At 31.2% G+C, this 13757-nt stretch carries 13 protein-coding genes; 10 read left to right on the top strand and 3 right to left on the bottom strand.

Annotated features, from left to right (window positions below; translation table 11 throughout):
- Window positions 1–27 precede the first annotated feature (27 nt).
- The 4 genes from C8269_RS03120 (at window position 28) to C8269_RS03105 (ending at window position 4328) form a co-directional block, all read left to right on the top strand.
- Complete coding sequence (locus tag C8269_RS03120) at window positions 28–1083, top strand: EpsG family protein (RefSeq protein ID WP_106460394.1); 1056 nt, start codon at window positions 28–30, stop codon at window positions 1081–1083.
- A gap of 54 nt (window positions 1084–1137) precedes the next feature.
- Window positions 1138–2061 (top strand): ATP-grasp fold amidoligase family protein, encoded by a 924-nt coding sequence (locus C8269_RS03115; RefSeq protein ID WP_106460393.1) that lies wholly within the window; start codon window positions 1138–1140, stop codon window positions 2059–2061.
- Window positions 2062–2079: 18 nt separating this feature from the next.
- Window positions 2080–3576, top strand: a complete 1497-nt coding sequence (locus C8269_RS03110) for a lipopolysaccharide biosynthesis protein (RefSeq protein ID WP_106460392.1) — start codon at window positions 2080–2082, stop codon at window positions 3574–3576.
- 332 nt (window positions 3577–3908) lie between these two features.
- Entirely contained in the window at window positions 3909–4328 is a 420-nt protein-coding gene (locus C8269_RS03105) for a serine O-acetyltransferase (protein WP_106460391.1), read from the top strand.
- Between the two features lie 65 nt (window positions 4329–4393).
- On the opposite strand, the gene C8269_RS03100 is transcribed toward C8269_RS03105, so the two are convergent.
- Genes C8269_RS03100 through C8269_RS03090 form a run of 3 tightly spaced genes read right to left on the bottom strand, consistent with a single transcriptional unit; the run spans window position 4394 to window position 8518 of the window.
- A complete protein-coding gene (locus tag C8269_RS03100; protein WP_106460390.1) occupies window positions 4394–5479 on the bottom strand; it encodes a GDP-mannose 4,6-dehydratase in 1086 nt (361 codons plus the stop codon).
- A 34-nt stretch (window positions 5480–5513) separates the two neighbouring features.
- Window positions 5514–7040 (bottom strand): hypothetical protein, encoded by a 1527-nt coding sequence (locus C8269_RS03095; RefSeq protein WP_106460389.1) that lies wholly within the window; start codon window positions 7038–7040, stop codon window positions 5514–5516.
- A gap of 5 nt (window positions 7041–7045) precedes the next feature.
- Window positions 7046–8518 (bottom strand): nucleotide sugar dehydrogenase, encoded by a 1473-nt coding sequence (locus C8269_RS03090; RefSeq protein ID WP_106460388.1) that lies wholly within the window; start codon window positions 8516–8518, stop codon window positions 7046–7048.
- Between the two features lie 299 nt (window positions 8519–8817).
- Here C8269_RS03090 and C8269_RS03085 point away from each other — a divergent pair, with 299 nt between their 5' ends.
- The 6 genes from C8269_RS03085 (at window position 8818) to C8269_RS03060 (ending at window position 13104) form a co-directional block, all read left to right on the top strand.
- The gene (locus C8269_RS03085; RefSeq protein ID WP_106460387.1) at window positions 8818–9519 is read left to right on the top strand and encodes a YveK family protein; all 702 of its coding nucleotides are present in this window, start codon (window positions 8818–8820) and stop codon (window positions 9517–9519) included.
- Between the two features lie 9 nt (window positions 9520–9528).
- Complete coding sequence (locus tag C8269_RS03080) at window positions 9529–10182, top strand: CpsD/CapB family tyrosine-protein kinase (RefSeq protein ID WP_106460386.1); 654 nt, start codon at window positions 9529–9531, stop codon at window positions 10180–10182.
- Window positions 10182–10955: a tyrosine-protein phosphatase gene (locus C8269_RS03075; protein WP_106460385.1), complete on the top strand. Its 774-nt coding sequence runs from the start codon at window positions 10182–10184 to the stop codon at window positions 10953–10955. The genes C8269_RS03080 and C8269_RS03075 overlap by 1 nt, the downstream gene beginning before the upstream one ends.
- Window positions 10952–11404 carry an SH3 domain-containing protein gene (locus C8269_RS03070; RefSeq protein ID WP_106460384.1) on the top strand — a complete coding sequence of 151 codons (453 nt, stop codon included), beginning with the start codon at window positions 10952–10954 and terminating at the stop codon, window positions 11402–11404. Before C8269_RS03075 ends, C8269_RS03070 begins: the two co-directional genes overlap by 4 nt.
- Window positions 11405–12450: 1046 nt before the next feature.
- Window positions 12451–12630 (top strand): type II toxin-antitoxin system HicA family toxin, encoded by a 180-nt coding sequence (locus tag C8269_RS03065; RefSeq protein WP_267895192.1) that lies wholly within the window; start codon window positions 12451–12453, stop codon window positions 12628–12630.
- A 30-nt stretch (window positions 12631–12660) separates the two neighbouring features.
- The gene (locus C8269_RS03060; protein WP_106460382.1) at window positions 12661–13104 is read left to right on the top strand and encodes a type II toxin-antitoxin system HicB family antitoxin; all 444 of its coding nucleotides are present in this window, start codon (window positions 12661–12663) and stop codon (window positions 13102–13104) included.
- Window positions 13105–13757: the final 653 nt, after the last annotated feature.

Below are 13757 nucleotides of genomic sequence, written 5' to 3'. Positions count from 1 at the left end.
CAGTAAAAATATTTATAGGAGAATTATTTGAAGATATATTTTATACTTCTGTTAGTATTATTATTTAATATTTTTTTAGAAACAACTTTCAAAAATATAAGAATATTTGACTACAGAATAAAATTAAGAGATATAAGTTTTATAGTGTGTTTTTTATTAATACTTTCAATTGGAATATTTAGGCATGAAGAACTTGGTGTTGATGTTATTAATTACAGAAGTTACTTTTCAAATTTATACCCTAACTTTAGTATGAAATTTTTTATTACAAATCATATTTATGATCCGGGTTATGTTCTATTAAATAAAATTATTGCATTATTTACTGGAAATTTTAGAATATTTGAAGTTATCGTATTTTGTATAACTTTTGGCATTTTCTCAATTATTATATATAAGGATTCAAAATATCCGGCATTAAGTTTTTTGATATATTCTGGATTAGAATTTATCGGTTTCAATATGTGTATTTTACGCCAATCCATTGCATGTGTTTTATGTTTTATAGCCTTTAGGTGTTTAGAAAAAAATAAATTGATAAAATATTTTATCTTAGTTTTATTAGCTATTTCGTTCCATAAAACAGCAATATTTTTTTATTTGACATATGTATTATCGTATAATAGAAAAAAATCAACATCGTTTAAATTAAATATTATATATATACTTTTGTCTTATATAGGATTTAGTATATTATTACCTAAAATATATAATTTGTATAGTAATAATTACTCTAATGTGGCGGTTAGTGGTGAAGGAATTAAACTTCTATTCTTCTATGCATTTATTGTAATTTTTATAGGAGTATTATTAAAGAAAAATAAAGTGAACAGTGAAATTATGAGATATGAGTCTTCTTTTGGAGCCATTTATATACAAATGGGTGCGATATCATTTTCGTTATTTACTAGAGTTACAAATTATTTTTCAATATTATTTACTTTATCAATACCTAATATTGTATATGAGTCTAAATATAGAAGATTATACATAATTATATTTACTTTTATATTCTCAGCACTTTATATATATGGTTTATTTAATAATGGGTTGGGAGTGGTCCCATATAAATCATTTATGTAAATCGTTAGAGCTCATATAAAAATACATTCATTAAAATTATTGAGGAGAATTAGTATGAATTATGTTTTTGAAAATGTTATAAATTATTTAATTAATCCCAAGGTTAGAATTAGGGTAAATTCTAAACTCGGAATATTGAGTGACACGGACGATGCAAAATTTTTAGTAAAGCTTTTTGATGCATCAATGGGGTATGGATTGAATTTATATAACCCAACAACATTCAATGAAAAGTTACAATGGTTAAAACTTTATAATAGAAGACCAGAATATACTATTATGGTTGATAAGTACAAAGTGCGAGATTATATATCCGAAAAAATTGGAGATGAATATCTTATTCCACTGATTGGTGTCTGGGATAATCCTGATGATATTGATTTCGATTCTCTTCCAAACCAGTTTGTACTAAAGTGTAATCATAATTCGGGTCTTGGAATGTGTATATGTAAAGATAAATCAAAATTGGATATAAAAAAAGTTAAAAGAAACTTGAGAAAAGGATTAAAACAGGATTACTACCTTTTAGGTAGAGAATGGCCTTATAAAGATGTCCCTAGAAAGATTATTGCTGAAAAATATATGACTGATGAAACAGGTACAAATTTAAAGGATTACAAATTTTACTGTTTTGATGGCAAAGCTAAAGTGGTTGGAATATACCAGGATAGGAATACTAATAAAGAAACTACAGGTGATTTTTTTGACATGGATTTCAATTGGTTAGGCTTTACATTTAATATGCCTAATGCTAAAATTATTCCATCTAAGCCAGATCATTTCGAAAAGATGAAAGAAATTGCAGAGATTTTATCCGAAGGAATACCACATGTTAGAGTTGATCTATATTTAAGTAATGATAAGATTTATTTTGGAGAATTAACATTTTTTGATGGGAGTGGTTTTGATAAAATAGAACCATTTGAATGGGATGTTAAGTTAGGTAGCTGGATAAATCTACCTGCTAAAACCCAATAATATAAGGAAATAATCTTAATGAACAGAAGAAAACTTTTAGCATTCAACACAAGTTCATCACTGGTATTTCAAATAACCACTATAATATGTGGGTTTGTGGTACCTAAATTAATTTTACAAACTTACGGATCAGAGGTAAATGGATTAATTAATTCTATCACTCAATTTTTAGCTATTATAGCTTTTCTAGAGCTGGGTGTTGGTGCTGTTATCCAATCATCTCTTTATAGACCTTTAGCAAGTAAAGATGATAATGAAATTAGTAAAATTGTAGTATCGGGACAGAAGTTTTTTACTAGACTAGCATGGACTTTATTTATTTATGTAATTATACTTATGTTTGCTTATCCATTAATTGCAAAGAGTAATTTTGGATACTTATATTCTGCTACTATGATTCTCGTAATAAGTATAAGTTCTTTTGCTCAATATTATTTTGGAATTGTAAATAGTTTGCTAGTTACAGCTAACCAAAGGGGCTACTTTTCTTATAATATACAAACAATTACTTTAATTATAAATACATTAGCTTGTTTTATATTAATAAAATTAGGGGCTTCTATCCACATAGTAAAACTAACTACGTCTTTTATATATCTTTTTAGACCACTTATTCTTTCGGTTTATGTAAAGAGAAATTACAATATTGATTGGAAGATAAAATATACTGGAGAACCAATTAAGCAAAAATGGAATGGTATTGCTCAACACGTTGCTGCAGTTATTTTAGATGGAACTGATAATATTGTTCTTACGATTTTTATGGGACTTCAAGCTGTCTCAATTTATTCAGTATATAATCTGGTTGTATCTGGTGTAAAAAGATTACTTTTATCTATGACTAATGGTATTCAGTCACTAATGGGTGAGATGCTTGCAAAAAATGAGTTAGAAAAGTTAGGAAATTTCTTTGGCTGGGTTGAATGGAGTATTCATACAGGTACTATTTTTATATTCGGTGTAACAAGTGTTCTAATTGTCCCATTTGTAGCAATATACACAGCAGGAATACACGATGCTAATTATATTCAACCAGTATTTTCAATGCTAATAGTTGCGGCTAATGCAGGGCACTGTTTGAGATTACCGTATAATTTACTTATACTAGCTGGGGGCCATTATAAAGAAACACAAAGTAATTATGTAGTGGCATCAATATTAAATATTGTTATCTCGATAGTATTAGTTAAGTTTTTAGGACTAGCTGGTGTAGCCGTTGGAACATTAGTTGCAATGTTTTATCAAACAATATGGATGGCAATATATGACTCTAAGAATCTCATTCATTGGCCGTTTAGTAACTTTATAAAACAATTTATGATAGATATTATAACTGTTTTAGTAATTATTTTAATTGGTAATTTATTTAAGATAGAAGATTTAACATGGATTACTTGGATAATCTATGCTTTCAAAGTTTCTTTAATTTCAATTTTTTTTATGTTTTTAATTAACTTTATTTTTTATAAGACATATATAAAAAGTATATTTTCAAAGATTAGAATAAAATTTTGATTTTTTATATGAAGTAAGATTTAATTAATCGACAAGTTTGAGATCATAAAAAACCTTAAGTAAATTTTAAAATTCTTAAGGTCTTACTTTTATTAATAGAATACGTGTAATTATGTAAAAAAGGTCAGTTTAACTACTCCTATTTTTTGTAATCTATTTATGCCATTAAATATTATATGATAGAATTTTTATAATTTAAAATGATAAAATGAAAGGATTAAAGTAATGGATAAGAAATTAGAATCTGATATATTTAGATATGGAGAAAATAAAAATAGTTACCTAAATTTCAGAAATATTTTAGAAAATACCAAGCTACTAATAATCGAGTAATGAAATTTGTTTACAAGATTTTATTTGTGGTAAATAGGAATAAAAATTTTATTGAAATTTCAGCTGATGCCAAAATAGGCTATGCTTTATATATAGGACATCCATTTGCTATAACTATTAATCCTAATGTAACCATAGGAAATAATTGTAATATTCATAAGGGTGTAACAATCGGTCAAGAAAATAGGGGAAAGAAAAAAGGTGTGCCTATAATAGGTGATGAGGTATGGATAGGTATCAATTCAACAATAGTAGGAAAGATTAGAGTTGGGAATGATGTATTGATTGCACCAAATTCATATATTAATTTTGATGTACCTGATCACTCGATAGTAATAGGTAATCCAGGTAAAATTATCCCAAATCAACACGCTACTAAAGACTATATTAATAATAATTTTATTAATTATAAAAACTAGATATGTAAAATAAAAATTTCGCTATAAATAGTGATCCATTTATAACGAAATTTTTTATTTGAATGTTATATTTTATAAAACTCTTTATACCACTCAGCAAATTTCCTAATACCTTCTCTAAGGCTAGTATCAGGTTTAAAACAGAAATCTTCTTCAAGTGGTCTTGTGTCGGCGTATGTGATAGGTACATCGCCAGGCTGCATTGGGACTAATTTTTTGTGAGATTCAAAGTCATAATCTTCTGGGAGGACTTTTGCTCTTATTAACTCTTCTTGTAGGATTTCTACGAAGTCTAGGAGGTTTTCTGGATTGTTATTTCCTATATTATATACCTTGTATGGTGGAATTGGTAATCCATCTTCACCATTTCTTCTTTCTGGTGCTTTTTGCATTACTCTTTTTACCCCTTCTACTATATCATTTATATAGGTGAAGTCTCTTTTACAATTTCCGTAGTTGAATATTTCTATAGTTTCTCCCTTAAGGAGTTTGTTTGTAAATCCGAAGTAGGCCATGTCTGGTCTGCCTGCTGGTCCATATACTGTGAAAAATCTTAGGCCTGTTGATGGGATATTATAAAGCTTGCTATAGGCATGGGCCATTAGTTCGTTAGATTTTTTTGTTGCTGCATAAAGTGATACTGGATTGTCTACCTTATCATCCGTACTATAAGGCACTTTTTTATTTGATCCATATACAGATGATGAAGAAGCGTATACTAAGTGTTCTACTCCTTTTGCTCCATTGTCGTAAGAATGGCGGCAGGCTTCAAGAATATTATAAAACCCTATCATATTTGATTGGATATAGGAATCTGGGTTGGAAATTGAGTAACGTACTCCTGCTTGGGCACCTAGGTTTACAACTATATCTGGCTCATGCTCTTTAAATATTTTATCAATTATTTCCTTATCTGCTATATCTTCTTGGTAGAAGGTATAGGATGAATCATCATGATTTTCTAAACATCTTTCGATTTCTTTAAGTCTCCATTTTTTGATGTTTACATCATAATAATCGTTCATATTATCTATTCCCACTATATTTATAGGGGATTGGGTTTTTAAAAGTTCTAAAACAAGGTTGCTGCCGATAAAGCCAGCAGAGCCTGTTATAAATATTGTTTTATTTTTTAAGTCTATATTGTTCATAATTTTCCTTTTTTAATTTAACTTAATTTGTATTTTAAAGTTCTTTACTTAATAAAAATTTGTTACTTAAATTTTCAAATTCATTTATAGCTTCTGATACATGCTCCGTTGTTATAGGTTCAAAATTATTACCGTGTACTATATCGTTTCTGTATTTTCTAATTTTTTTAACAGACGATATTATTTGAGTTTTGCTACAATCTATTCTGTTATTTTCTGGTACATATTTATAGTAGTATTTAATATACTGAAATATAGATGGTTTGAGTTCTTTTATAATATTTTTAGTTTTTAATGATACAAATTGATCATATTCTATTATGCTTTCAAGCTCTGATTTAGAATAGTCAATTACTCCGTTTATAAAGTTATTATAGTCTGTATTGTCCATATATTTTTTTAACAATTCACTTACGACAGTATTAAAGAAATTTTCTAATGAAATATTTAATTGTATTATTGATTCTTCAAGTCTATTGATAAGCAGATATGATTTACTATCTGCAAGGGCTAACTTCCAAAGTAATTTATTATTTAGTAGATTAATATTATTATTAATCTCAATCATTTCACCTTTTGAGTTATATTTGTAACTATCACTTAATTGATAACTATGCCCACTATAGAATGGTATATTTCTTATTTCATATTTTGGGGTAAAAATTCTGGCTGATACACTTTTAATCATGAACATATTGATATTATTCAGCCAAAAGTTGTCACCAATTATTCTTCGCGAATCAATTATTTTATTTAATATAAAAATTGCCTCATGTAATAGTTCAGAAATTTGATATTTTTCGTCAGTTTGAAATATATTTACCTGTTTATCAATAGACATATATTTATTAACACAAATCTTAACCTCAGTATTTGTAACAAGACCATATTTATCATATTTCATTTCTAATGCACCAGAATTTGATTTAATATTAAGCTTATCTTTATTTTCAGATTGAAATAGTTCGGTTGATACAGTAACATTTAATTTATCAATTTTATATTTATATTGAATTTCTGATAACTTCAATGGAAAAGGTAAAATAAATGTTATTTCTGTCCATATATTATTATTTTGGATTGATGTAATGAAATCAATATTCATGTTAAAGTTATTTAATTCATTTTTCAATGCATCAAAATAACTAAGATTTATAAAATCAAAAAATACTTCATCCTTTATTATTTTATTTTCTTGTATTAGCTTCTTAGCTATTTGAAATAAATCACTTCTCTCTGTCTCTAAGTACTTTATAAGTAAAGACTTGATTACAATATTTCTAATAATAAATTTATTAGAATTACTCTCATCTTTGAAGTAAGGAAGATCACAAATAATTTTATATATATCATATATGGGTGAGTAATTATTCTGTGAATAACAAACCGATAATAAATCACGAACTACTAGGTATATATGAGTATTTAAATGCTCAAATTTGTTTTTACTTTCTCTCCATGTTTTAATTAAAGAATTTCCTAATTGTATTTTTTCGTTGGTATTTTCCAATGAAAAATAATTAATTAAGTCTTCTTTAAATATATCTATTTCAGATTTCATTAAAATTAATCTCTTTTAAATATATCTCTAGTATATACTTTATCTTTCACATCATCTAATTCTGAATCATACCTATTAGCTATAATAGCCTGACTCATTTTTTTGAATTTATTCAAATTATTTACAATTTTTGACCCGAAGAATGTTTCTCCATCTTTTAGGGTAGGTTCGTAGATTATAACTTCAGCTCCCTTTGCCTTTATTCTTTTCATAACACCCTGGATTGATGATTGGCGGAAGTTGTCTGAATTTGATTTCATTGTAAGTCTATAAACACCTATTATTTTATTTTCTTCTTTTTCAGGGTCCCATTTACTATTTGCTGCATAAGCGCCCGCTATTTCTAATACTTGATCAGCTATGAAGTCTTTTCTTGTGCTATTAGCATCAACTATTGCTGATATCATGTTTTGTGGGACTTGGTCGAAGTTTGCTAAGAGCTGCTTGGTATCTTTTGGTAGGCAATATCCACCGTAGCCAAAGGATGGGTTGTTGTAGTGGTCTCCTATTCTAGGGTCTAGGCAGACTCCTTTGATTATTTCTTCTGTATTTAGGCCTTTGCTTTCTGCATAGGTATCTAGTTCGTTGAAGTAGGACACTCTTAGGGCTAGATAAGTATTTGCAAATAGCTTAACTGCTTCAGCTTCCGTAAAGCCTAAGTATAGGATATCTATATCTGACTTTATAGCTCCTTCTTCTAGGAGAGTGGCAAATATTTCTGCCGCTTCTCTTGAGTCATCATCACAAGATACTATTATCCTAGATGGGTAGAGATTGTCATAGAGAGCTTGGGATTCTCTTAAGAACTCTGGGCTAAATATTATATTTTTTGTATGATATTTTTCCCTTACATGCTTGGTATAGCCAACTGGTATGGTAGATTTAATAATCATCATGGCATCAGGATTGACCTTTAGGACTAATTCTATTACATCTTCTACAGCCGACGTATCAAAGAAGTTCTTTTTGCTGTCGTAGTTTGTTGGAGCTGCTATTATTACAAAGTCGGCATCCTTATAGGCTGCTTCTCCATCAAGTGTTGCCACTAGGTCAAGGTCTTTTTCGGCTAGGTATCTTTCTATATAGTCATCTTGAATAGAGGATATCTTATTATTTATCATATCAACTTTTTCAGGAATGATATCCACAGCTGTTACAGAATTGTGTTGAGCTAATAGAGTAGCTATAGACATACCTACATAGCCTGTGCCTGCAACAGCTATCTTATATTTTTTATCTAATGACTTATGAGCGTGAGATTTTTTCTCTTCTATGAATAGATCTACAGGTTCAAAATCGAGAACTTCTGCTATAGCCTGAAGCTGGTCTATACTTGGCATATAATCACATGCTTCTATTCTGCTTATCATAGATCTGTTTATACCTGTCTTATCAGCCAAGTCTTGCTGGGTTATTTTTAATTTTTTCCTATTTATACTAATAGTATCTGCTAATTTATCTAGTGATAGTTTTTTCATATCTAATTCCTTTCATTTTATCATTTATATCATATTATAAGACTTCACAAAGTCAATTAAAACGTCAAAAATAATATCTCATAGATAAAATTTATAAATAGTGTTATTTAAAATAACTTTGATTGTTTTATAGATGAATTAAATTGACTTATAGGATTTAATAATAAAAATAGATGGATTATTGATATAAATGCAAATAATCATTGAAATTTAAGTCAATTTATTATAAAATAGTAGTTAGATATAGTATTTTTTCATACTAAATTATTATACAAAGAAATATTTACGAGGAGATTTTAATGAACGAACAAGAAATTGATTTATTGGAATTGGGTAAGCAGATTCTTAAGCATAGCTTACTGATTCTGATTCTTGCTATCCTGGCGGGAGCGGGGGCTTTTGGGCTTTCTAAGTATGTGATTAGTCCGAAGTATGAGGCTAATACTTCTATGATTGTTAGTAGCTCTAAACAAAATGTTGATCAAAACAATCCGCAAGCAGATGTGGAGCTTAGTCAGATTAATGCTAACAGGGCTTTAGTTTCTACTTATTCTGAGATTGTTAAATCTAGGGGGATTGCTGATAAGGTTATTGCTAACCTTAACCTTGATATGGATTATGAGGAGTTTTCTAATAAGGTATCTATCGAGCCTGTTAAGGATACTCAGATTATTTCTGTCCAGGTCGTCGATACCATACCTCAAAGGGCAGCTGATATTGCCAATGAGACTTCTATGATCTTTAAGGATTCTATTACTCAGATTATGAATGTGGACAATGTCCAAATCCTAGATAAGGCGACCTTGCCTGAAGCACCATCTTCACCAAATGTTATGAGAAATACCGCTATAGGTGTTATGCTCGGCTTTATTTTGGGTATTGGTATTGCTCTTATTATGGAGCTATCTAATACTAGGGTTAAGACTAGCGAAGAAGTGACTGAGGCATTTGATATTCCTGTTCTTGGTCTGATTCCTGATAAGCACAAGGTAAGAAAGTAGGGGGAGATTATGGCTAAAAAACATTCTTATTACAATTCAAGTCTATATGATGAGGCTATTCGTTCTGTTAGAACTAATATCCAATTTTCAGATATTGATCATAAAAATAAAATAATTGCTATGACTTCTTCTAAGCCTAGTGAGGGTAAGACTACTGTAGTCTACAAACTTGCCCAATCTTTTGCCGAAAATGGCGAGAGGGTTGTCCTAATGGATTTCGACCTTAGAGCTCCTAAGCTAGGTGTTGTGGCTGGTATTGATAATAACGTGGGTCTTACCAATGTTATTACAGGTAAGCTTGAGCTTGATAGGGCCCTTTATAGGGATAAGGGTCAGGAGAATCTTTTCTTGCTTCTTTCAGGTCCAACACCACCTAACCCAGCTGAGATTTTAGCTTCTAACCATATCAAAGACTTGGTCAATGAATTATCCCAGTCTTTTGACTATGTATTTATAGACACACCTCCAGTAGGTCTATTTACAGATGCATCAATTGTGTCTACCTTCTGCGATGGTATGATTTTTGCAATTAAATCCAACGACACCAAAAAGGAAGAGATAGCTAGAGCCCTTGATAATCTAAAGAAGGTTAATGCCAAGGTTATTGGTGCTGTCCTTACCTTTGCTGATGTAAAAGAATTTAATTATAAGGGATACTATTAATGATTGATACACACTGCCATATTATCTATGGCGTGGATGATGGGTCTAGATCGATTGAAGAATCGATGAAGATGGTTGAAATCTACCTGGCTAATGGCTTTACAAAAACTATTGCCACAAGCCACTTCGATAGGTCTAGATATATGGTTGACCCTGACGAGATTAGAGAAAAAGCTGCCATCCTTAATGCAGAGATTGCAAAAAGAGGCATGGATTTTAAAATTTATCCAGGCCATGAAATCCAGGTAGAGCCAAATACTGTCAAGCTTATAAATGATGGTAGTCTAAACAAACTTGCTGATAGCAGGTATGTTCTATTGGAATTGCCCTTTATGAACAAGGCCCTATTTCTTAAGGATTTGATTTTTAACATTCAGCTGGAGGGCTTGGTTCCAATCATTGCCCATGCTGAAAGATATGCCTATGTCAAGGAAAATCCTGACTATCTTCTAGATTTCATCAAGATGGGAGCTCTAATCCAGGTCAATTACTCATCAATAGTCTCAAGCCAAAGGACCACAAGGACCTTATTCGAGAGAAATATGGTCCATTTCCTAGGAACTGATGCCCACCAATCAGAGTGGAGAAGCCCAAATATCATGGATGAAAAAAGAGAAATCATTGATATAATAGGGGAGGATAAGTTTAAAATATTATCTCAAACTAATCCACAAAAGATTCTGGATAATGAGTATATAGGCTCAGGATATGACCAGATTAAGGAAGCTAAAAAGAAGAAAAGATCTATATTTGATTTTTGGAGAAAGAAATGAAATTAAGAAATATAATTTTAACTCTTTTTGCCCTTGTCTTGCTTGCATCATGCAGCAAAGAGGAAGAAGTATATGAGAAAAGAGATGTAAAAGTAGAGTCTGTATTTGATAATATAGAAGGCAAAGAGGAAGAAAAGCCAGCCGAAGAAGTTAAGGAAGAAAAGAAGAAAGAAGAGCCTAAGAAGGAAGAAGCTAAGAAACCAGCTGAAAAACCTGAGCAAAACCAAGCTCAAGCTAATAAAAATCAGCCTAATCAGCAAACTAGGACAACAAATGTTCTAGCCAACCTAAGAGAAGGCCCAACTTCATTTGAAGAAAACTTTATATTATCAGTGCCAGCTGAAAGCAAAGTTGACTTCATAGAAGAAATCTACCAAGACGGAGTAGCTTGGTCCAAGGTAAGATTTAACGGCCGTGAAGGCTACATCAGATCAGACTTATTGAGATAAGACAAACTTCTCAGACCCAGAGTTGGGTTTGGGGAGTTTTTTTCTGCTCCCTTGTTTCTACCGAGCTGTATTTCCACACCCTTGTTTCGACCGAGCCTAGCGAGTGGAGAAATCTGTTGTTTTAGAAGAATTTTGGTAGAGATAGTTTTCTTCGAAAACTTTTGTTATTATAAGGTGATGGTTATATTTACCTATTGCCGATGTAGATACAGAACCCTTTATTAAAAGAACCATGAGTTCTCTCGTTTCACTCGAGAAGGTTAGTGGCGACAACTGAGTTTTCTTTCTTCCCTTGTTTCGTCCGAGCTATATTTCAACACCCTTGTTTCGACCTAGCCTGCGAGTGAAGAAATCTGTTGTTTTAGAAGAATTTTGGTAGAGATAGTTTTCTTCGAAAACTTTTATTGTTATATTAGGTGATAGCAATATAGACTTAATGCCGATGTAATTACCAAATCATCTATAAACAGAACCATGAGTTCTCTCACTACGTTCGAGAAGGGAGGTTGGTGACGTCCGAGCTTTATACCTTTCCCTTGTTTCGACCGTAGTGGAGAAACCTATTACGTATACTCAAATTTTAAGAAAAACCATGAACGACATGTTACTTATACGAAGAGTATATGTAGTTGTGCTTTGATTTAAGAAAGTAATAACGACTAGAAGTTCTAATAGACATGTCTCTGAGAGCCGACGGGCTTGTCTTAGGTCGATGAAAGCGAAGGAGATGTTTTCTTCGAAAACTTTTGTTGTTATAAGGCTATGGTTATAGTTACCTAATACCGATGTAGTTACAGAACCAAATACATAAAGAACCATGGGTTCTCTCACTGCGTTTGAGAAGGAGAGCAGTGACAATCCAGATTTTTTTATTTTACTATAATGCAACGAATTTCCCTGCCTACCCGTGTTTATACCGAGCGTAGCGAGTGGAGAAATCTTTTGTTTTGCAAAAATATTGAAATAGGTTCATTCGATGAAGTTAGAATTGACACCACGTATTAATACGTAGTATAATAAATGTGTCAGGAGGTATAAAAATGCCGATGACACAAAATGAAATGGTCAAGCTACTTAAAAAACATGGTTTTATAAAAGTAGATGGAGGTAAAGGGAGTCATGTAAAAATGACTAAGCCCGGACTTCCAAGACCTATTATCATACCACATGGTGAACTTAAAAAGGGAACTGAGCGTGGTATTTTAAAGGATGCGGGGCTTTTATAGTCCCAATTCCTAAAAAAGGAGAGGTATATTATGTTAGTTTCTTATCCTGCAATTTTTTATTATACACCAGAAGAAAGTGGTTACTTTGTTTACTTTCCAGATTTGGAAGGGGCAGGTACACAAGGTGATACTATTGAAGATGCCTTATTTATGGCGAGTGATTATCTAGGAATATTAGCAAGTGACCTTGTGGAAACACAAGGCAGACTTCCAAGCAAATCATCAATTAAGGATTTAACAATCAAAGATGAATTTCCTTTTAAAGATGATCCAGAGTTTGATGGCTACTATGATGAGGATAAGTCTTTTGTATCAATGGTATATGTAGACTTGAAGGACTATTTTGCAAGCCAGGAACTTGTGAAAAAAACCCTATCAATTCCTAAATGGTCGAACGATCTAGGAAATAAATTAAATATTAATTTTTCAAAGGTTTTAACTGATGCAATAGTAAGTGTTGCTAATGGAAAATAAGTGCTGGGGGCTATTTAAGCCCCTTTTTAGTCGACTTCAACAAGAAACTATTTGAGCGATGAATGTAATAAATAATGAGAACCGAGATTGTTGTTTTTCTTTGCCACGTCATATTTTCTTCCGCTCATATAGATACCTTCTCTTTCCCTTATTTCGACCGTAGTGGAGGAATCTGTTGTTTTAGAAGAATTATGGAAGTGGTAGTTTTCTTCGAAAACTTCTTTTGTTATAGGGTGTTGTTCATATTTACCTAATGCCGATGTAAATATAGAACTCTATATGTAAATAGCTATGAGTTCTCTCACTACGTTCGAGAAGGGAGGTTGATGACGTCCGAGCTTTCTACCTTTCCCTTGTTTCGACCGAGCTTGCGAGTGGAGAAAACTATTACGAACACTTAAATTATTAGAAATACTACGAACAAAATGTTACTTTTGCGAAGAGTATATATAGTTGTTCTTTGATTTGAATAAATAATGACAGCATAGTAATTCTAATAGACTTGTCTCCTGGAGCCGACGGGCTTGTCTTCGCTCGAAGCAAGGGAAAGGTGGTTTTCTGCGAAAACTTCTGTCCGAATTTTAGGTGATAATTATATTTTTTTATTTTTAATGCGTATTTGCGGTAAAATCGTATTATTTCTATTGCGTATC

It is taken from the genome of Anaerococcus sp. Marseille-P3915, assembly GCF_900258475.1.
Taxonomy (GTDB): domain Bacteria; phylum Bacillota; class Clostridia; order Tissierellales; family Peptoniphilaceae; genus Anaerococcus; species Anaerococcus kampingae.
This window is presented reverse-complemented; position numbering and strand designations above follow the sequence as displayed.